Raw genomic sequence first — 21,024 nt, 5'->3', positions numbered from 1 at the left:
TACTTCTCCTAATTTGCCTGACCAATGACACTGACAATACGAATTTGTTTATCATCCGGAATTTCCTGATAAGACAGAACCCTAAGTCCGGGAATTGTGTACTTCACGAATCGTGCCATTACTGAGCGTAAAATTCCTGACGTAAGTAAAACAGCACTGTCGCCATTCAACTCCTGGTTCTGATGTGCATCGTGTAGCGACTGCTGAATACGGTCAGCCAAGCCTGGCTCAATGCCCGCGCCATCGTTGCCCGCGGCTTGCATAGACTGATGCAGCATTTGCTCTAGCTCTGGGGCAAAAGTAATAACTGGGATTTCCTTACGACTACCGCCCACTTCCTGCACAATTAAACGCCGCAGTGCAATTCGGCAAGCTGCAGTAAGCACATCAACATCCTGACTTCTGCCGCCATACTCTACTAACGTTTGCACTATGGTGCGCATATCACGAATAGGTACACCTTCTTGCAGCAAGTTTTGCAGCACCTTAACAACAACGGTTAACGGCAGTGTGTCGGGTACCAGGCCTTCGACCAATTTGGGCGAGTGCTTGGCCAGCATATCTAATAAATTTTGCACTTCCTCATGGCCTAGCAAGCTGGCAGCATGATTGGTAAGGATCTGACTTAAATGGGTTGCTACGACTGTCGCGGCATCTACCACTGTATAACCCAGCGTTTGTGCATGCTCACGCTGATCCTTGCCAATCCATACCGCATCCAGGCCAAACGCCGGATCCTTAGTGGCGATACCTTTTACGGTGCCAAACACCTGTCCAGGGTTAATTGCCAACTCATTATCGTGGCGCAATTCGCCCTCGCCACTGGTAACGCCCATTAACGTCATGCGGTAACTATTGGGCTCCAGGTCAAGATTGTCGCGGATATGTACCGCCGGAATAAGAAAACCCAGCTCTTGGGATAGCTTTTTGCGGACACCTTTAATCCGGCTTAATAACTCACCACCCTGAGATTTGTCGACCAATGGGATTAAACGGTAACCTACTTCTAAACCAATTGTATCGACGCCCTGCACATCGTCCCAGCCGATTTCTTTCACACTTTGTGTTTCCACTGGGGCCAGATCTGACTTGTTCCGACCAACCAATTCAGTGGCTTTATCTTTGCGGGTTTTGTACATCAGATAGGCGGCACCACCAACAATGGCTGCCAGCGATAAAAAGGCAAAGTGCGGCATACCCGGCACAATACCCATCAGTGTTAATACGCACGCTGCGACAGTCAGCACTTGAATATTACCCAGCTGGGCGGTCATTTGCTGGCCCATATCGCCTGATTTATTCTGCCGTGTGACAATAATAGCCGTACCAATAGACAGCAATAGAGATGGGATTTGCGCTACTAAACCATCGCCAATGGTGAGTAGTGTATAAATTTCCATGGCATCCGCGAACGATAAATCATGCTGTAACATACCGATAAACAAACCACCCACCAGGTTAATCACCAGGATAACGATACCGGCGATGGCGTCACCTTTTACAAATTTACTTGCACCGTCCATCGAGCCGTAAAAATCTGCTTCGCTGGTGACTTCTTCACGCCGCTCTCTTGCTTCTTCTTGTGAAATTAAACCTGAATTAAGATCAGCATCAATCGCCATCTGCTTACCCGGCATCGCATCTAGCGTAAAGCGGGCAGACACTTCAGCAATCCGGCCGGCACCTTTGGTAACCACCACAAAGTTAATGATAATCAGAATTAAAAACACCACTATACCAACAGCATAGTTGCCACCAATAACTACAGAACCAAATGCCTCGATCACTTTACCAGCAGCGTCACCACCAGTGTGGCCTTCTAGCAATACTACCCGGGTACTGGCCACATTAAGCGCTAAACGCATAATGGTTGCTACCAACAAAATCGCAGGGAATGCACCAAAATCTAAGGGACGGAGGGTATACACTGTCACCAACAGTACAATAAGTGCCAAGGCTATATTAAATGAGAACAAAACATCAAGCAGCAACGGTGGCAGCGGCAACACCACCATTGCCAACGCAGCAAGAATAAATAACGGCGTGCCGAGCCCCTGAGCAAAAGCAAAGCGGGAGCGGTCGAACTTGGAAAAATAGCTGGCTAACTGCATGACAATCCTGACAGTAAATTGGCGCAATGCTGGATATCAGCAAGAACTATTCCAACACGTCAAATCAATGCCTGGCAGGCTGTATTTAAGTTATATATTAATGGCGGAAGTCAGCCGGGATCGGTAATTCTTTTGCCAGCGTTTTCGGCCGGCTACCCTTACCTTTTTTGTACATTTTCAGCTGGTATACGTAGGCCAACACCTGCGCTACGGCGGCAAACAACTGTTCAGGTATAGGCTTGTCTAACTCAGTAGTGTGGAAAATGGAGCGAGCTAAAGCCGGCGATTCTATGACGGGTATTTTATGTTCATTAGCAATACGCCGAATATGCATTGCAACCTCGTCTACCCCTTTGGCCACCACCACCGGCGCTCTGAATTTACCCTGGTCATATTTAAGTGCTACTGCATAATGCGTTGGGTTAGTTACGATAACATCGGCTTTGGGTACTTCTTGCATCATACGTTTCATCGACATTTGCATTTGTGTTCGACGAATGCGGGCCTTAATTTGCGGGTCCCCCTCTGCACTTTTATATTCGTCTTTAATTTCCTGCATCGACATTTTTAGCTTGTTAATGTGGTCCCATTTTTGATAAGGCGCATCAACGACCGCAATAATTGACACACTTGCACATAGGCCTAAAAACAGCCACGCCAAGATATACATGGCCGATTCAATATTATTGGGCTCACTCATAAGCGACAACGCCATAATATCGAAGAAAAAAAACTTCAACAGTAGATAAGCCACGCCCATCACCACAATAACTTTCAAAATGCTTTTTAGTAGTTCTACCAACGCATTCAAGCCAAACATACGTTTAAAACCCGTCAGCGGGTTCATTTTACTCAGTTTAGGGCCCGCGGCCTGCCAGCTAAAGTTAAAGCCGCCCAGTAAGGTATTACCGACAAATGCAGCAGCCAGCACGATGAGAAAGATGCCTGCTAATGGCGCAGCTAAGCGCTCTCCAACAGCGCCCCAGGCAGTAAACATGGAATTGGTCTCGAAGATGTCTTTGTGGTTTAGCATCATCAGCCTGCGGCCAACGTCTAGTACCCCCATCGCGAGTGCTTTACCAAACACCAAAATAGAGGCTGCACTGCCAATCAGTACAAAGGCCGTGCCCAGATCTTTAGAGCGGGCAACCTGACCTTTTTCAGCTGCATCCTGCAGCTTTTTCGCGGTGGGCTGTTCGGTTTTTTCGGCGCTATCATCTGCCATTGCAGAGCCCTCCGTTTAACAACCAACCAGCCGGCAGCTGTAATCTATTGCATGCTGCCACTGTTTGTCGTAATGAAATAAAAACGTATCCAGCGTTAACCATAAAATGATTAATCCCGCTAGCATGGTAATAGGAAAGCCTATAGAAAAGATGTTCAACTGCGGCGCTGCACGCGTCATTATGCCGAACGACAAATTAACGACCAGCATCGACACTATAGGCGCCAACGCTATGGCCAGGGCCGTAGCGAACATCCAACCGCCAAACTCAACCACGGTCCAGTAATGGGTCACGTCCCACCATTGGCCATTAATCGGCAAAGTGTCAAAGCTAAAAACCAGCATTTGAATCATAATTAAATGGCCATCAAACAGCCAGAATAGCAAGGTCGCCAGGATCAGATAGAACTGGCCGATTGCCGCGACGTTAACCCCACTGGCCGGGTCGACCATCGATGCAAAGCCCAAACCAGTTTGTGTTGCAAGTAGCTGACCAGCCAGAACAAAGGTGGTAATAAACATCAGTGAGATAAATCCCAGTGCAAAACCAATTAACAGTTGTAGCAGTACTTCGAGAAACATATGACCTGACATCAGATCCGGGCTAGGTACCGGCTGCAAGGTTGGCATAATAATCAGCGTAATAAACACCACCAGGCCGGTTTTTATTCGCATTGGAATGTTTCGCACGCCAATACCGGCCATAACCAGAAACATCCCGGTTACCCGACACAACGGCAGTAAAAAGTCTGCCACTGTTTGCATTAACACGCTAAGTGGAAAGTCCATCTGCTTTTATCCAACAACCGTTGGAATGCTTAAAATAAGTTCGTGGGTATATTCCATAATGACCCGGGTGAACCAATGCCCGCCAAAAATTAATGCCAGTAGTGTCACGATTAAACGCGGTAAGAAGCTTAAGGTTTGTTCGTTGATTGACGTAGCGGCCTGAAATACCGCTACAATAAGACCGACAAATAACGACGGCAAAATAATGGCGCTAACCAGTAAAATCACCAAAAACAGTGCATCACGAAGCACGTCGACAAACATCTCCGGGCTCATGTGCCTACTCCGTAACTGGTTGCCATTGTACCCATTACCAAAATCCAGCCGTCCACCAACACGAACATCATCAACTTAAATGGTAGTGAGATAATCATCGGCGATAACATCATCATACCCATCGCCATCAGCACGCTGGCCACCACTAAGTCTATGATCAAAAATGGGATAAATAACATAAAGCCAATCTGGAAGGCGGTTTTTAACTCGCTGGTAATAAACGCCGGGATGACCACCGTAATGGGATAATCCTGTGGTTGCTCGGCTACTTCCAAGCCAGCTATCTGGGCAAAAGTATCCAAATCTTTTGTGCGGGTTTGGTGCAGCATGAAAGCTTTTATTGGCACTATGGCAGCGTCCAGCGCCTGAACCGGTGAAATTTGCTCTGTTAAATAAGGCTGAATTGCACTGTCGTTAATATTTTTAAACACCGGTGCCATAATAAAGAAGGTTAAAAACAGTGTGATGCCAATCAGCACCTGATTCGACGGTGATTGCTGTAACCCGATAGCCTGGCGCAAAATAGCTAGTACAACGATGATGCGGGTAAAACTGGTCATCATAATGACCATAGCCGGTATAAAACTCAGCGCCGTCATTAACGCCAGCACTTGCAGCGTTACACTGTATTGCTGCGAGCCATCAGCAGCGGTAGTTACCGTTACTGCCGACAACACGCCATTATCAGCTAACACCTCGGGACTTAGCAGTATCACCAGTACCACGAACAACAGTCGCAACATAGTTCACACTATTTTTTTAGGAAAGATTGCAACTGTGTATGAAAGTCTGATGCCAACTTTTCTTCAGGGAGTGGATTTTCTAGTTCAAACAGGAAATTAACGCTGTGCGCAGTCACACCGATGACACGCTGTTTCCCTTGCATTTCAATAACTAACAGACGCTCTTTCTGCCCTAATGCCAACGTAGAAATAATTTTAATATGCCGGTTTCCGGGCAAGCGCAGCGTCAATTTTTTGAATAGCCAGCCCAACACCAATACGATGGCAACTACAATTGCCAAAGACAACGCCATTTTACCGAGGCTGATGCCCGCAGTAGGCCGCACCGGGCTGGGTTTAAGTGCTTCAGGCACACTAGCAGCAGTGTTATTGGCAGGCTTAGCGTCTGACACTGCCGAAGCTGCTGGCTGCAGCTCTTCAAGTTGCTCTGCTGTTTCAGCCTGCGCTGTTGTTTCATCCTGCAAAGCGACATCTTGTGTCAAAAGCTTCTGTGTTGCATCCTCCTGTGCCACAAGCGCATCACTGCTTAGCATTCCATAAAAGAGCGCGGCGACAAAGACGGTTTTCCCTATAGCGTCCAATTTCATCAGCGTAGCTTCTTGATCCGCTCAATCTGGCTTATTACATCCGTCAAACGAATACCAAATTTATCGTTTACCACTACCACTTCACCGTGGGCTATTAGGGTACCGTTGACTAACACATCCAGTGGCTCACCAGCAACCCGTTCCAGCTCAACCACCGAACCTTGATTTAGCTGCAACAAATTACGGATACTAATTTTTGCCCGGCCAACTTCCATCGAAATGGTAACCGGAATATCTAAAATAGTATCGAGTTTGCGTTTTTCATCAACGGTAATGTCGGCTTTTTCGTCACGTAGCTCATCCAGAGCTAATGCCTCGGCGCCATCGTCAGTGCCTTCTGCCTCTGCCATCGCAGCGGCCCATTCGTCCATGGTGTCTTTATCATCAGCCATTTTTACTTACCTTCTTTCTCGATCTGTCAGGTTCAGATCCGCTTCTAATTCGGAGATATCGGCATCACTGTCAAGCCGGCGACCACCTTTGGTGAACACATGCAGTTCTGACTTAACCGATTCTGGCCGTTTAATTTTCTCAATAATTTTTAACGCAACGCTATCACGTGAGCGTCCCAGCTTGGCACGGTAGGTTGGCAAATCTTCTATTAGCACGGTTATATGATCTGGGATTTCTACCGGAATAATATCGCCAGCTTTTAGCTCCATGATCTCGCGCAGCGTTAAATCCACATCCAGCATCTTGGTGGTCAGGTCAACCTTCACATCCATGATCTCGTCACGCAGCGCTTTACTCCAACGTAGATCCGTATCTTCCTTATCGCTTTGCACACCAGCATCTAGAAGCTCACGAATTGGCTCCAGCATAGAATAAGGCAAAGCAACATGGAAATCACCGCCGCCACCATCCAGCTCTATATGAAAAGAGCTTATTACGACCACCTCTGTCGGACTAACAATGTTTGCCATTGCCGGGTTAACTTCGGAATCAAGGTATTCAAATGACACATCCATGACCGGTGCCCAGGCTTCTTTGTAATCTTCAAAGATTAGCTTGAGCAACATCTGAATAATGCGTCGCTCGGTAGGGGTAAATTCGCGGCCTTCAATTTTGGCATGATAACGACCGTCACCACCAAAAAAGTTATCCACCAAAATAAACACTAACCGCGCTTCCATGGTGATCAAGCCGGTGCCTTTTAGCGGCCGGAAACGCACCATATTCAAACTGGTTGGAACAAACAAGGTGTGTACATACTCGCCAAACTTTATCATTTGTACGCCGTTAATTGACACTTCGGCGGTGCGGCGCATCATATTAAACAAGCTAATGCGCATATGGCGGGCAAAACGTTCATTCACCATTTCCAACGTTGGCATGCGCCCACGAACAATACGATCCTGTGACGAGAAATCGTATTGCGTTGCAGAACGGCCCCGGCCCTCGCCAGCGTCATCTATTTCTTCTTCTTCGACGTCATCAACACCATGTAACAGCGCATCAATTTCATCTTGTGACAGTAAATCGGTCACGGCTGCTCACTCTTATTGCATAACAAAACCGGTGAAAAGGACTTCCTCTACCACCACCGAACCTACCACTTCTATCATTGCTTGCTGCAAATCACTTAACGCTTTGTTTTTCAAGGCATCACGCCCGGTCACTGTAACCATTTCGTCGGCATTGGCCGAGCTGAATGTTTGTAGCAAACTACCTTCAATAAGTGGAATATGCCGCATAGCGATGGTTTCGTTATTGTCGCCTCGCACTAGCAACGACACTTTAATTTGCACCATTCGGTCACGAGAGGCACCCGGTACATTAAACACAAAAGGCCGGGGTAACGGCACGTACAGCGCGGTTCCGGTTGCCTGTGCAGTTTCAGTGCTACCATCGCCGCTGGTGCCGCCCGCTGCCTGGGTTTGGCCGTCGTCGCCGCTAAACAGCAACCAGCCAACCACGGCCAGTACCAGTAGCAACACCACTGCCCCACCAATGATCAGCAATTTCTTCTTGCCGGAACCGTCGGTAATTACCAAGTCTTTTTCGTCTGCCATGCCTGCGTCATCCGTTATTTAAGCTGCCATCATTATGCTCATCTGAGCCTGATAATGTAAATCAAAGTTAGCGCTTTTAGCCTGGGAAGCGTTGTTATGCGTAATAATCCACCAAACGCTCACTATGGCTGATATTTACCTGCACTGCAGCGGCGTTATCATCCATACCTTCGAGACTGTTAGCACCTGAGCCAGCTGTTGAACCTCTGCCATTGTCGCGCTGTGCCATTTGCCGCTCTTGCTGCTGCGACTGCTGCTGTACCTGGCCTTCAGTGAGCTGAATACCTTGCTGCTGTAACATTTCTCTTAAACGGGGCAGTTGTTGCTCCAGCAATTCCTTGGCTTGTGGCTGTTGCACGATAAACTGCACCGAAGCTTGATCTTGCTGCATATCTATTTTTATTTGCATTTGGCCCAAACCTGCCGGATCCAAACGAATTTCGGCTACCTGAATATTTTGCCGTACCATTAACGACACACGCTCGCGCAAGTTACTGGCAGCATCTTGCTGCTGTAAGTTTAAGCTTTGTTTTAATTGTTCAGCCGGGCTTTTTGACAGCGTTTTTTCCACATTACTGTGCTGTTGGCGCTGCTCAGCGGCATGTAAACTCTGGCTAAACAGCCCTTCTGGCCGCGAAGGTTCGGCTGTTGTTTTACTGCTACTTTGCGCTGCCAATGGCTCTGGCACTACCGACTGATTTTCTGTCAATTGCTGACTCACACTATATTGAGGCTGGCCTTGCTGTGACTGACCTTGCTGTGACTGGCCTTGCTGTGACTGACCTTGCTCAGCGCTGCCTTGTTGGCGTTGTCCCAGCTGCAAGCCGGCTTTATCGTTACTGCCAGCTTCAGCCTTGTCACCTGCGGACTTTACCGCCAACTTAGTATCAGCAACATTGTCAACCTCAACAGTTTGGCGCCCAGCTACCTGGCTATTTGGGCTTACTTCTGCACCCAACGCCACTGTTGGCGTTGCCGCTGCAGCCGGTGGTGTCAATGGCTGGTCGCTGTCATGTTGTGTATCAGCATCTACCATAAGCTGGCTGGCAGGCGGCAAGGTGTCTAGCCTAGGGCTGGTTTCTGATACCACGTCAGAGGCTTGGCTAGCTATTTTTTCTGTGGTCTTTAGCTCAACCACCTGCGGCTGAATACTGTTTAGCCCAACCACTGCTTTGTTCTTGGTTTTTAGGGGCTCATGCGCAGACGTTGCTTTAGCTGATGGCACGGCGCTATTGGTAACTACTGTGGCTGTTGTATTAGACTTATCTTCAGCAGGCTGACTTGCTTTTTCCGGCTCAATCTCCGCTAAAGGCTGGGAAGCTTCGGCTATCTGCGGCTCAACTTTATCAGTAATCAGCTGCGACATTAAGGCAGACTCAGGCTTACCATTTTCTACTGGCAATTTGCCGCCATCAAGTTTTGGTTTTTCAACGGCTGTAGCAAGCACCTTGCTCGCGCTAGTGGTTTTATCTGCTGGTTGCCCTCGGAGTACATCACCGGTTTTGGCCGAGTCTGCTGTATTGTGCATGGTATTTGCTCCAGCAGTATCCAGCATATTTTTTACATCAGTAGTATCCAGTATGTTATTTGCATCAGCCGCATCAGTTGGGCCACTGTCAGTCATAACTTCGGCAGCGGGCACCTCTTCGGTTCCCTTTGCAGTCTGTGCGGTTTTGCCCTGCAGCATTGTTGCATTAAGGTTTACAGCTGTTTCAGGTGTATCGCTAGTGTCTGCCTCGCCCTGAGCAACGTCAGGGGTTATTGCTGCATCCGTCAAAGTAAGCTTCCAGTCTGGCTGGGGTTTACCATTGTCGGCAACAATATCGCCCAGCATCGGCTTGCTTAAGTCAGGCGTAACATTATGTGTAGCTTTTATCGGCTTTTCTTTTAATGCAATTTGTCCAAGCAGGCTGGCTGCCAACGCAGCCGTATCGCCAGTTTCTGTTGCTACAGCATCAGCATCTGCGCTGTCGCCCATATTTATTGTGTCGCTAGCGGCTGCGCGCACTGCCTGACTTAAACCTGACAATAAACTAATACCGGCAGGGATCTGCCCCGCTTCGACACGATCCGGGCCAGATTTTGCCGTTAACGTTAGCTGCTCTAACACATCGCCAAAAGCTTGGCCATTGCCTGCAGAGATATCAGCGCCAGTGCTATCGGCCTTGTTTGCGATGTCTGCACCGGTTGTCAGCATTGATAATTGTAAGCCTTGCGTCATTTGACATTCTCCTGGCTAAGCTTGGCGTTCAGGTATTAATTGACACTACACCCTGAGTGTACATTCAAAATTCAGGCCAATGTTTTCTAGTTCGCTTCGGCATGTAATCGATTACGCATAAATTGCTGACTGGCGTATTCATCGGCATTTTTTTGTTCTTGTTTAGCTTGTTTAATCAGTTCAGCATGTTCACCACGCTGCACTAGCAATTCTAATGCCTTACGTTTTTTCTGTGCCACCAGCCAGCTTTGTTTGCGTTGCTCCGCTGCAGCTTGTGCTTGCTGCACCGCTTTACTTTGCTGCAATATGGCCTGATCTAGTTTACCGATAAAGTTAACAAACTGATTGTACTGCCGGCTTTGTAAGCCGACACTGCCCTGCTGTTGGCTTTGTAGAATGTAATCGGTGCGGTAACCCGCCAATCCCTGATATTTTTGCTCTGACTGCAGATAGAACTGCTGCGCTTTGACAAATTGCGCCTGCAATTTTTCTTCGCGTTGCTGTTGCACTTTTATTAGCATGGCAAAGCGTTGATTGATCATAGATTCGATCCTTTGGCCGCAGCGGGCATCAGCTGATTCAAGCTTTGTAAGCTGTCATCGTATGTAATAACATCGTGCATGCTTTGCTGCAAAAAGCGGTTTATCGCTGGCATCTGGCCAATCGCACGATCTAGCTGTGGATCACTGCCACGAACATAGGCACCAATGGCGATAAGATCTTTACTTTGTTGATAACTGGCATACAACTGCTTTACGCCTCGGGCCATTTGCTGATGCTCCATGCTGGTAACCGCAGGCATTACCCGACTAATAGACTTTTCCACATCAACCGCGGGGAAATGCCCGGCATCGGCCAATGTGCGGGATAGCACAATGTGGCCATCTAAAATGGCTCGGGAGGCATCTGCGATAGGGTCCTGCAAATCGTCACCTTCTGACAACACCGTGTAGAATGCCGTTATCGAGCCCTGACTGCCGCTGCCATTGCCGGCACGCTCTACCAGCGCCGGTAATTTGGCGAACACCGATGGTGGATAACCTTTAGTCGCCGGAGGCTCGCCAACCGCCAGTGCAATTTCCCGCTGTGCCTGGGCATAGCGCGTAATAGAGTCGATTAACAGCAATACATCCATACCTTGATCGCGAAAATATTCCGCAACCTGCACCGCAGTCTCACAACCCTTAAGCCGCATCAAGGGCGACACGTCGGCCGGTGCAGCAATAACAACCGAGCGAGCTTTGCCTTCCTCGCCCAAAATATCATCAATAAACTCTTTTACTTCCCGGCCGCGCTCACCCACCAGCCCCACCACAATAACGTCAGCCGAGGTTCCGCGTGTCATCATGCCCAGTAGCACACTTTTACCAACACCAGAGCCAGCAAACAGCCCCATGCGCTGGCCTTTACCCACAGTAAAAATACTGTTTATCGCCCGCACGCCAACATCCAGTGGTTGCTTTATCGGCCGGCGATGCAGTGGGTTAATGGGTTTGTTTTTCGCACCAGCAAATTGCTCAGCCGCGATAGGTCCTTTACCATCCAGTGGCGAGCCCACACCGTCAATAACCCGACCAAGCAGGTTCAAGCTCAGCGGTACACCTTTAAAATTGAGCAACGGCGTCACTTTAGCACCAGGTACTACACCCGATACATCATCTTTGGGCATCAGATAAATACGATCATTCGCAAAGCCAACGACCTCGGCCATAATGTCGCCACGTGCAGTTTCGACACTGCACGGCTGACCAATAGCAGCACTACAGCCACTGGCTTCTAATGTTAAACCTACAACGCGCACCAGGTGCCCGGCTACCGCAGGCTTTGAACGGTGAATATAGCTATGTTGTTGTTTTAAAAACCGGCTCAGGCCGTCACTGCTCGGCATGGCTAGTCCTCAATCCGCTTGTTAGCGCTGTCGCTGTGTTGTTGCAACTGGATGAAATGCTCCAGGCTACTTTGCAGCCGCTGCCCTAAACTGCGATCGACGCTAGACTGATTACTCTCGACTAAACAACCGCCACGCTCCAACAAGGGTTCAGCTCTAAGCTGCCATTGCCGCTTGTTAAGTTCGTCCTCACCATAGGCCTGTTGTACCAAGGCTAAGTCTTCCGGATGCAATTTAATCACTAGCAGAGCGCTTTGTAGTGGTAAGGCGTTGGTAGCGTCAGCAATCGCTTGTAATATAACATTTGGATTGGTGCTTACTTCAACATTGATAACCGCTTGCGCCATAGACAGGCTCAGTTGCAATAAGTGCTGTTGGACCTGCTCATCGATACTGGCTAACGGCTGCTGTAGTTGGTCCAGCAACTGCGTAAGTTGTCCCAGCCGTTCGGTAAGCTCGGTCTGGCCATCGGCAAGCCCCTGCTTTTTACCTTCGGCCTGGCCCTGACTAAGACCGTCTTGCAGGCCTTGCTCACGCCCTTCAGGGTAGCCTTTGCCAAAGCCATCCTCTTTGCCCTGAGCAAAACCTTCGTCATAAGCGGCCTGGCGCATTTGCTCAATGTCTTCGGCGGTTAGCGGTTTAACCACCAACTCTTCTTCCGCAGCTGGCTGTTGCGCTTTGGCTACTGGTGCGGCTTTGTTCAGCGCATTGGTGCGGCTAGTATCACGCACCCGCTCTGAGGTCAGATCCGGTGTTTGCCAGTGTTTTACCAGTTCGTCAGTTTCTTCGTCCGGCGAAAATGGTCTTTTATACTTAAACGCATCAGTGTTCATGGGTAAGCCCATTCAGCTTATAGGAAATCATCACCACCGCCACTGCCCAACATAATTTCGCCAGCGTCAGATAAACGCCGTGCTGTGGACAGAATTTCTTTTTGTGCCGTTTCTACATCGCTAACCCGAACCGGTCCCATGGCCTCCAAGTCATCCTGAAGCAGCTCAGCTGCGCGTTTAGACATGTTTTTAAAGATTTTCTCTTTTAAGTTTTCGTCAGTGCCTTTTAATGCTTTCATCAGCACGTCTTGCTGAACTTCGCGCAAGATGGTTTGAATACCGCGGTCATCAACATCAATCAGGTTTTCAAATACAAACATCAGGTCCTGAATTTGCTGCGCCATTTCTTCGTCGTGTTCACGAATTGAGTCCATCAGCTGGCCTTCAATGTTGGTATCCATATAGTTGAGGATATCGGCCGCCGCTTTTAAGCCGCCCATTTTCGCTGTTTGTGTACCGGCCTGGCCGGCAAATTGTTTCTCCATAATTTCGTTTAACTCCTGTAATGCTGCCGGCTGCACTTCTTCCAGATTGGCGATACGCATGGTTAAATCCAGCCGCACTTTTTCCGGGAACTGCGATAAAATTTCGGCCGACTGCTCTGGCTCTAAGTAAGACAACACTATGGTCTGAATTTGTGGGTGTTCGTTGCGAATAATATTGGCAACCTGCTTGGAGTCCATCCACTTTAGTGAATCCAGACCTTTAGCACCGCCACCCAGGACTATCTGATCAATCAAGTTTGCGGCTTTTTCTTCGCCTAATGCTGCCGTTAAGGCGCGCTTGATAAACTCTTCGCTTTGGAAGCCTATAGTGCTGAAATTCTGGATCTGTTCAATAAACAACCGATGCACAGCAGAGATTTTGGCCTGGTTCAGATCTGTCATCTGCGCCATTGCTAAACCCACTTTTTGTACCTGTTTAGGTTCTAAGTGTTTCAATATTTGCGCGGCATCTTCTTCTGACAAACTCAGCAATAAGATGGCGGCTTTTTCAACACCGTCTAATTTACCTACGTCAAATGCAGGTTTTGTCGCTTCTATGCTACTCATCTTCAGCCAACCAGTTTTTCACTACTAAAGAGGATAGTTCCGGCTCATTTGCCACTAAAGCCCGAACCGCGCGTAATAAATCTTCATCACCGTGTAAATCCGGTAGCATCAGGGTACCGTCTGGTGCAAAGCCCACTGAATTCTCATCAAAGGTTGAGCTTAGCATGTCAATAGTGTCATCCCCCAGATCCAGGCCACTGCTTAGTGATTTGTCGTCATATACTTCTTTGGTATCGTCTGGGTAAATTAGCTTTTTCAACATGGGTTTAACGATAGCTAAAATCAGCACTATGATAATAAGCCCGCCAATAACCAATCGAATTACCCGCAGAAACCAGTCTTCTTCATAAAAATTAGGTACCGGCGCTTCAACTACCTCATCCTTCATAAAGGGCACAGATATCACTTCTATAGTATCACCGCGCTGCGTATCGAAGCCTATACCACCTTGCAATAAACGCCGGATATTCGTCAAATCAGCCTGCGGTAAAGGTTGCGGCTCTCCCTCAGCAGAGCGTTGATAGTCGATAGCCACTGACACGCTTAGCCGGCGGATAACGCCGCTTTGCTGCGAAATATGGCTAATGGTGGTATCCAGCTCGTAATTGCGGGTCGCTTCTTTATGATTTCTACCTGGTACCACAGGTGTAGCGTTTCCACCGGTTGCTTGCTCAGGAATATTTGAATTGAGCGGTGGTTGGTTTGATAGTGCACCAGGAATACCACCACTTAGGCCACCGACACTGCTCTCTTCAATGGTCATTTCGCTCCGTACCGCAGGCAAATCCGGGTTGAAACGCTTTTGTGTTTGTTCGGTCGCAGTAAAGTCCATCAACAAATCGACCTGCGCGGTGTAATTCCCGTAGCCCAACACGGGCATTAAAATAGAATCCACTTTCTGCCGGTATTCTTCTTCCCGCGTGCGCTGCAGCTCATATTCTTTACGAGAACGAGCCGAGCCGGCGTCTTGTGAGCCACTATTTAGTAAGCGGCCATTTTGATCCGTAACAGTAACTTTAGACGGCTCTAACCCTTGCACCGCAGACGCCACGATATCGACAATAGCATCGACTTCGCTGTCACGAATAACTGTGCCTCCGCGCGCAGTCACCAGCACGGTGGCCGATGGCGACTTCTCTACCCTGGCGAACACATTTTCTTTTGGTATAGCCAGCAACACTCGGGCACGGGAAATACTTTGCAGCTCTTCAATAGTGCGTGCAAGCTGTTGCTCCCGGCTATGTTTTAACCGCTCCATCTCCAGACGCTGGCTGACACCAAAGCCGCTATCCTGCAGCAAAAATTCAGTGCCGGTTGAAGCTTCTTTTGTAAGGCCCGCACGCGATAGTGATAACTTGATACTCTGAAATTGGTCTTCCGGTACCGATATGACACTACCTTCCAAACTGTAATCAATTTTTTGACTGTCTAAATGGTCTAACGTTTGTATCAGCTCATCGGTAGTAAAATTACCCAGAGGTCGCATTTCAGGCGTGCGTGCCCACATCACTATTAGCACGGCAATGGCCAGGCAGATAGCCAACGCCACAATCAGGGTGATCTGGCGTACCAGGTCCATACCGCCTAAAGATCCGACGAAACCAGGCTTTTGTTCCTGCTGCTCTGCGCCAAATTCAGTATTGGTCAGTGCCAGCTCGGTAGATTGATTATCAGCCACTACTTATCCCTCCGTTATACCGGCATCGACATAATTTCTTTGTAGGCTTCAACTAACTTGTTGCGTACCTGCACCGTGGCTTCAAACGCTAATGACGATTTTTGGCTCGCGATCATTACCTGCGCCAGAGAAACACCAGGGTCGCCCATTTCCACAGCAGAGCGCAACCGGCCGGTTTCTTGTGCCAGGTTATTCACATTGCTCAAGGCATTTGTCAGCATACTGCTAAAGTCGCTTTGACTGGGATTGACCTGTTCGGCGTGCTGCAGCTTTAGTTCAGTACCAACACCTCTGGCCTGACCCGCCAGTGACTGCATTTCGGCATAAAGTGCCTGACCTTTAATATTCATTGCATCACCCGTCAAAAAATTGCTGCTTGCGTAATTAACTAAGGTAAAGCAGGAGTTATGCCAGTTTTCAACTATATGTATTTACAAGAAAAAACCCTCATATTGAGGGTCTTTTTTAGGCTGGAAGGTCGATGCCATGCTGTTTCATACGTGCCAGCTTGTAGCGTAAAGTACGATCACTTATCCCCAAGCGCTCCGCCACGTCTTTACGCCGGTTAGCGCAGGCTTTCATCGTCGCCAGAATAATACGATGTTCCTGCTCGTGTACGCTATGCCTGAAATTGCTATCTGTCTCGTCGCAGGTTTCTACTGGCGGGGCCTCTGCCACGTGCCTTGTTGCAGTATCCATGTCCGAAGTTATACTACTTTGCTCGACAACCTGACGCGGCACCGCCATATCTGCCGCCTCCAGCATAATGTCGTCGATGTCAATCTCACTACCGCGGGCAATAATTAATGCGCGCTGTATCACGTTATCCAGCTCTCGTACGTTACCCGGCCAATGATAGTGTGCAAGACGCTCTCTGGCGGCCAATGTTAGCTTTGGAATGCTGCGGCCTGATAGTTTGCAATGACGGGCTAGCATATGCTCGGCCAGTGGAATAATATCGTCGGCCCGCTCGGCCAGAGCCGGCCACACCAACGGAAATACATTCAACCGGTAATATAAATCTTCACGAAAACGGCCTTGTGCTACCGCCTGTTGCAAGTTGCGATTACTGGTTGCCAGCACGCGGACATCGAGCCGGATGGTTTTTCGTCCACCCAAACGCTCAACCTCACGCTCTTGCAATACACGTAGCAATTTGGCCTGCAGGTTTAAATCCATCTCGGTTATTTCATCCAACAAGATAGTGCCTTGTTGGGCCTGCTCAAATTTACCGGGGCAAGCACTGATAGCCCCGGTGAAGGCGCCTTTTTCATACCCAAATAAGGTAGACTCCAGCATATTATCCGGAATGGCAGCACAATTAATGGCCACAAAAGGGCCGCTGCTGCGCTCCGACAATTGATGAATATAACGTGCAAGAACTTCTTTACCAGAGCCACTTGGACCACTAATCATCACGCTGGCGTCCGTACCGGCAACCCGGGCACACAGCGCGAGCAATTGTTTGCTACTACTGGCTGCAACCACCGGTTCAACGCTATCCGTTGCCAGAGCAGTAACATAACGGCTAACTGTATTTACCAAGACTTGCGGCGAAAAGGGTTTAGCCAGATAGTCTACTGCACCGATACGAATGGCTTCTACCGCAGCTTGCACAGTGGCGTAGGCCGTCATCATCAGTACAGGTATTTTAGGGTACTGTTCACGTAAAGTTTTAAGTAGGGTTAAGCCAGACACACCCTGCATCTGCACATCACTTATCACCAACTGCACATTGCGTTGTTTTAACATCAGTAATGCCTGCTCAGCACTATCAGCAGCCAGCACCTCATAATTGGCAAGCAACAAGGTATCCTGCAGTGCTTCGCGCAAGCCCGCGTCATCTTCAACTAGCAAAATAGATTGGCTCATAGCTTACTCCTCATTGTCACTGGTATGCAGCGGTAGCAGTAATTCAAAGCAAGCGCCTTGCGCTGTCGGTACATAGCGCACCGAACCATGATGTGAGCTGGCAACAGCCTGCACTACAGCTAGCCCGAGGCCAGTACCTTGTGCGCGACCGGTAACAAAGGGTTCAAATAACGTTGGCTGTAGTGCCGGGGCCACGCCTGGGCCATTATCAGTTATCCGTAAAGCTAACATGCCGCTGTGCAACGCACTAGGTGCAATGTGTAGTGTTATCTGAGCACGCTCTGCAACCGCTTGAATACTGTTTTGGATCAGATTTTCTAATGCACCACACAGCGCATTCTGATTTCCCAGCAAACGCCAACTCATATCTACACAATGCAGCGTTAAGCTGGCATGATGCTGCGCCAGCAAGGCTTCAATATTGGTATTGAGCTGTGACGTTAATTGCTGCAGCGTAAACGGCGCGACTTGCTGCGCCGTGCCACTGCGGGCAAACAACAGCATGTCATCGACTTGCTGTGCTAAGTCTTGCAGACGTGAGAGTAGCTTCTGTTGAAATTGCTGTTGTGCTTGCAGCGTAGCCCGGGGATCCGTCAGGTTTTGCGCATACAATAAAGCGGCAGACAAAGGCGTACGAATTTGATGTGCCAGTGTTGCCATCATTTTACCCAGCGTCGATAAACGCTGCAGATGTGACAACCGGCTTTGCAATTGCCGTGTTTCAGTTAAATCGGTCAGCATAATCAACTGGCCAGGTTGGGTATAATCAGAATGGCTAAGCACCGTACTGATCTGCAGTTTAACCCGGCGCCCATCTTTTAAGGAAACCTCCAGGCCATCATCACTGCGTGGTCTAAAACAGCGGCTAATCACGTTAAACCAGGCTTGCCCAACCAGCGGCTCAGCCAACATTGCCAAGGCAGCAGGATTTGCCTGATATATCATGCCGCGTTGATCTAATAAAATCACCGCAGCCGGTAGCGCTTGCAACACCGGATCGATGTTAGTTCCCGGTAATAATTGCAGCGCCGGGCGCAGCGCAGCAACCGCTGCAGAACTGTCACGACGCTTTAGACTTTCTGATGAAAAGTGCACCGCATTGGCTGATGGCATAAATCCCCCTGAAACAGCATTATCAGCAGGATATATGCAGGCATTATGCCAGCAATTATTAGATGTATTTCAGGATGTTACGCAACGTCAATATACTGGCGCTAGTGAATTACTCATCTTTGCCCAAATTGTATTTACGCATTTTCTCAACCAGTGTTGTACGGCGCAGCCCAAGCACTTCTGCCGCTCTGGCAACGACAAACTCATGCCGCTCTAGCGCCTGAGAGATAAAACGGATTTCAAGTTCTGCCAAATACTCTTTTAAATCCAGCCCTTGTTCTGGTAAATGCTGCAGGTTATTGCCGTCAAAATCCAACTCCTCAGCAATGGTATTGTCTTCGTCATCTGTAGCCTGGAACATTTCGTTGAGTAAATCACGCTCTTGCAAGCTTTCTGGATATTGCGGCACGTAGCTCTCTACATCCAGGTGGCGATACTTTTGCGGTAACTCGGCAACATCTACCACTTGGTCCGGGTACATAATTACCATACGCTCGAGCAAATTAGCCAGTTCGCGTACATTACCAGGCCAACTATGCAGCTGCAGGCTTTGCATGGCATGCTCTGTAAATTTTACTGTTGCCTGGCTCTGCCGGGACTGCCGCTTAAGCAACTCGCTGATCAAGGTTGGGATATCATCTGTGCGCTGACTCAAGGCGGGAGTATCAATTGGAAACACATTTAAACGGTAGTAAAGATCTTCACGGAAACTGCCATCACTGATCATCAGTTCCAAATCACGATGTGTTGCGGCCACTATACGCACATCGGCTTTAATTGGTTGGGTACCGCCTACCCGCTCATAGGTGCGCTCTTGTAGTACCCGCAACAGCTTCACCTGCATCGGCAACGGCATATCGCCTATCTCATCCAAAAACAGCGTGCCACCTTGTGCAAGTTCGAAGCGGCCTTTTCGTGTAGAAATGGCACCGGTAAACGCGCCTTTTTCATGGCCAAACAGCTCGCTTTCCAACAACTCAGCCGGAATTGCACCACAATTAATCGGCACAAAAGGCCCAGAGGCACGGTTAGACAGTAAATGAATATTGCGGGCTACCACTTCTTTACCGGTACCTGAGGGTCCCAGCACCAACACGTTGGCATCAGTTTTAGCAACTTGAGCGATAAGAAACCTTACCTGTTGCATCATGGCAGAGTTGCCGACCATACCGTCAAACTTAACCGCTTGATCGTTTTGGCGTTGCTGTGGCAACAAGCGATGGTATTGCTGGCTGTCTCGCAGCAATTGCGTCAGTGTGGCATAAGAAAACGGCTCGCACAGTAAACCTACGGCGTTAGCAAATTTCAGCAAGTCCCGCAGTGGTTCACCTAACAGCAGAAATGCTGTGGCTGGATAGCGTTGCAACAATTCATCCTGCGCTATGTCTTGCAGCGCCCCTAGCAATACCACTGCAGGCGCAGAGGTTTGCAACAACTTGTTAAGATTGTCTGCGTCCAGTACTTGATGCGGTTCATTAATAAAGCTTAAAACAGTACTTAGCCTGGTACTGCGACCGCTTTGTTCATCAACAATATACACAGTAGGAGTATTTGACATGCCGTTGCTTTTATTATGCTTTTCATTGCATTGTACTGCGCATAAAGCAGCTTGCAAGGTAATACGCTATTTTTTTGACGCAGTGTCAAAAAAATAGCGTCATTAAAGCCGTTAAGCCAATAAATTCAACGCCTGTTGTTGCTGTACCCTGGCTTGTAGCGAAATACTAACAGAGGTTTTGCCAAGAATATCAGCAGCAACCTTATCGGCAGTGGCTTTGGCAAAATCGGTATCTTCAATTCTGCTGCGGGCTTGCGCCTGATTAATCTGCTGATTGTTTAAATTACGGGCCTGCGCCGCAAAACTGTTTATGCTGGCCCCCGCTTCGGCCTGCAAACCACTGACATATTCTGTTGCCTGAGTTAGCACCGTATTTGCTGCAGCAGCTCCGGCTTGGGTACTCAAATCAATGTTAAACACGTTTTGCGTTGTCAGGGCGGCGCCAACGTCTTGTACTTTTAGATTAAGATTGCTTTGGCCGCTGTTAAAGCTGATGCTTTGGTCGCTAAACAAAGGTGCACCGCCAAAACTGGCGGTTTTCAAGGTGTTTTGCGCATTGTCGAGGTAACCTTGCGCTTGTTCTTGCAGCGCGGCGCGGTCAGCATCAGTGTAAATCCCATTACCGGCAGCCACGGCCAGTGTGTTAACCGATGATAAATCTGTATTGATATTTTGCAGGCTTTGCTCATACACCTGCGCCAATCCGATACCATCATATAAATTACGTTGCCCCTGAGCCGCTTCGTTTATCGTGTTGCTTAAGCGGTTGGCAATTTGTAATCCGGCAGCATCGTCTGCAGCACTGTTAATACGCTTGGCACTAGCCAGCTTTTTTAACAGGTTATCTTGCTGCAATTGGGCTTGGTTTAGCGTGTTTAAATTCCCCGGCGCATTAAGTTTCATACCTTCACCACAACATTGCTAAAACTGGTTATAGTTTAGCCAATCGTGCAGGTTACAGCCAATAAATAATTATGCGCAAACCGGCAAACAATGTATTAGTATTAAAGTGTTTAAACTGAATGCGTTAGCTGTATCGGCACAGTTTATGCTATGTTCAATTACA

At 48.5% G+C, this 21,024-nt stretch carries 20 protein-coding genes; all 20 read right to left on the bottom strand.

Annotated elements, in window-relative coordinates; all coding sequences use genetic code 11:
- Positions 1 to 8: 8 nt before the first annotated feature.
- Positions 9 to 2,111, bottom strand: a complete 2,103-nt coding sequence (flhA, locus tag I4W93_RS01410; protein ID WP_205310213.1) for a flagellar biosynthesis protein FlhA — start codon at positions 2,109 to 2,111, stop codon at positions 9 to 11.
- A 97-nt stretch (positions 2,112 to 2,208) separates the two neighbouring features.
- Positions 2,209 to 3,336 carry a flagellar biosynthesis protein FlhB gene (flhB, locus tag I4W93_RS01405; protein ID WP_205310214.1) on the bottom strand — a complete coding sequence of 376 codons (1,128 nt, stop codon included), beginning with the start codon at positions 3,334 to 3,336 and terminating at the stop codon, positions 2,209 to 2,211.
- A gap of 15 nt (positions 3,337 to 3,351) precedes the next feature.
- Positions 3,352 to 4,125, bottom strand: coding sequence for a flagellar biosynthetic protein FliR (fliR, locus tag I4W93_RS01400; protein ID WP_205310215.1), 774 nt, complete (start codon positions 4,123 to 4,125; stop codon positions 3,352 to 3,354).
- Positions 4,126 to 4,131: 6 nt separating this feature from the next.
- Positions 4,132 to 4,401, bottom strand: a complete 270-nt coding sequence (gene fliQ, locus I4W93_RS01395) for a flagellar biosynthesis protein FliQ (protein ID WP_205310216.1) — start codon at positions 4,399 to 4,401, stop codon at positions 4,132 to 4,134.
- On the bottom strand, positions 4,398 to 5,144 hold the full coding sequence (gene fliP, locus I4W93_RS01390) for a flagellar type III secretion system pore protein FliP (protein ID WP_205310217.1): 747 nt from the start codon (positions 5,142 to 5,144) through the stop codon (positions 4,398 to 4,400). The genes fliQ and fliP overlap by 4 nt, the downstream gene beginning before the upstream one ends.
- 8 nt (positions 5,145 to 5,152) lie before the next feature.
- Positions 5,153 to 5,731: a flagellar biosynthetic protein FliO gene (gene fliO, locus I4W93_RS01385; protein WP_224673209.1), complete on the bottom strand. Its 579-nt coding sequence runs from the start codon at positions 5,729 to 5,731 to the stop codon at positions 5,153 to 5,155.
- The gene (gene fliN, locus I4W93_RS01380; protein WP_205310218.1) at positions 5,731 to 6,123 is read right to left on the bottom strand and encodes a flagellar motor switch protein FliN; all 393 of its coding nucleotides are present in this window, start codon (positions 6,121 to 6,123) and stop codon (positions 5,731 to 5,733) included. Before fliN ends, fliO begins: the two co-directional genes overlap by 1 nt.
- 6 nt (positions 6,124 to 6,129) lie before the next feature.
- Entirely contained in the window at positions 6,130 to 7,218 is a 1,089-nt protein-coding gene (gene fliM / locus I4W93_RS01375; protein WP_205310219.1) for a flagellar motor switch protein FliM, read from the bottom strand.
- A 12-nt stretch (positions 7,219 to 7,230) separates the two neighbouring features.
- Positions 7,231 to 7,743 carry a flagellar basal body-associated protein FliL gene (gene fliL / locus I4W93_RS01370; RefSeq protein WP_205310220.1) on the bottom strand — a complete coding sequence of 171 codons (513 nt, stop codon included), beginning with the start codon at positions 7,741 to 7,743 and terminating at the stop codon, positions 7,231 to 7,233.
- Between the two features lie 94 nt (positions 7,744 to 7,837).
- Complete coding sequence (locus tag I4W93_RS01365) at positions 7,838 to 9,964, bottom strand: flagellar hook-length control protein FliK (RefSeq protein ID WP_205310221.1); 2,127 nt, start codon at positions 9,962 to 9,964, stop codon at positions 7,838 to 7,840.
- Between the two features lie 86 nt (positions 9,965 to 10,050).
- The gene (gene fliJ, locus I4W93_RS01360; RefSeq protein ID WP_205310222.1) at positions 10,051 to 10,506 is read right to left on the bottom strand and encodes a flagellar export protein FliJ; all 456 of its coding nucleotides are present in this window, start codon (positions 10,504 to 10,506) and stop codon (positions 10,051 to 10,053) included.
- The gene (fliI, locus tag I4W93_RS01355; protein ID WP_205310223.1) at positions 10,503 to 11,852 is read right to left on the bottom strand and encodes a flagellar protein export ATPase FliI; all 1,350 of its coding nucleotides are present in this window, start codon (positions 11,850 to 11,852) and stop codon (positions 10,503 to 10,505) included. Before fliI ends, fliJ begins: the two co-directional genes overlap by 4 nt.
- A gap of 2 nt (positions 11,853 to 11,854) precedes the next feature.
- Positions 11,855 to 12,685: a flagellar assembly protein FliH gene (fliH, locus tag I4W93_RS01350; protein ID WP_205310224.1), complete on the bottom strand. Its 831-nt coding sequence runs from the start codon at positions 12,683 to 12,685 to the stop codon at positions 11,855 to 11,857.
- A gap of 17 nt (positions 12,686 to 12,702) precedes the next feature.
- Positions 12,703 to 13,737, bottom strand: a complete 1,035-nt coding sequence (gene fliG, locus I4W93_RS01345; protein ID WP_205310225.1) for a flagellar motor switch protein FliG — start codon at positions 13,735 to 13,737, stop codon at positions 12,703 to 12,705.
- Entirely contained in the window at positions 13,730 to 15,415 is a 1,686-nt protein-coding gene (gene fliF, locus I4W93_RS01340) for a flagellar basal-body MS-ring/collar protein FliF (RefSeq protein WP_205310226.1), read from the bottom strand. Before fliF ends, fliG begins: the two co-directional genes overlap by 8 nt.
- A 14-nt stretch (positions 15,416 to 15,429) precedes the next feature.
- Positions 15,430 to 15,765, bottom strand: a complete 336-nt coding sequence (gene fliE, locus I4W93_RS01335) for a flagellar hook-basal body complex protein FliE (protein WP_205310227.1) — start codon at positions 15,763 to 15,765, stop codon at positions 15,430 to 15,432.
- A gap of 115 nt (positions 15,766 to 15,880) precedes the next feature.
- Positions 15,881 to 17,287: a sigma-54-dependent transcriptional regulator gene (locus I4W93_RS01330; RefSeq protein WP_205310228.1), complete on the bottom strand. Its 1,407-nt coding sequence runs from the start codon at positions 17,285 to 17,287 to the stop codon at positions 15,881 to 15,883.
- Positions 17,288 to 17,290: 3 nt separating this feature from the next.
- Positions 17,291 to 18,400 (bottom strand): two-component system sensor histidine kinase NtrB, encoded by a 1,110-nt coding sequence (locus I4W93_RS01325; RefSeq protein ID WP_205310230.1) that lies wholly within the window; start codon positions 18,398 to 18,400, stop codon positions 17,291 to 17,293.
- A gap of 109 nt (positions 18,401 to 18,509) precedes the next feature.
- The gene (locus I4W93_RS01320; RefSeq protein WP_205310231.1) at positions 18,510 to 19,958 is read right to left on the bottom strand and encodes a sigma-54 dependent transcriptional regulator; all 1,449 of its coding nucleotides are present in this window, start codon (positions 19,956 to 19,958) and stop codon (positions 18,510 to 18,512) included.
- A gap of 111 nt (positions 19,959 to 20,069) precedes the next feature.
- Entirely contained in the window at positions 20,070 to 20,861 is a 792-nt protein-coding gene (locus tag I4W93_RS01315; RefSeq protein WP_205310232.1) for a flagellin, read from the bottom strand.
- Positions 20,862 to 21,024: the final 163 nt, after the last annotated feature.

Source organism: Rheinheimera maricola (genome assembly GCF_016918075.2).
In the GTDB taxonomy this organism is placed as follows: domain Bacteria; phylum Pseudomonadota; class Gammaproteobacteria; order Enterobacterales; family Alteromonadaceae; genus Alishewanella; species Alishewanella maricola_A.
This window is presented reverse-complemented; position numbering and strand designations above follow the sequence as displayed.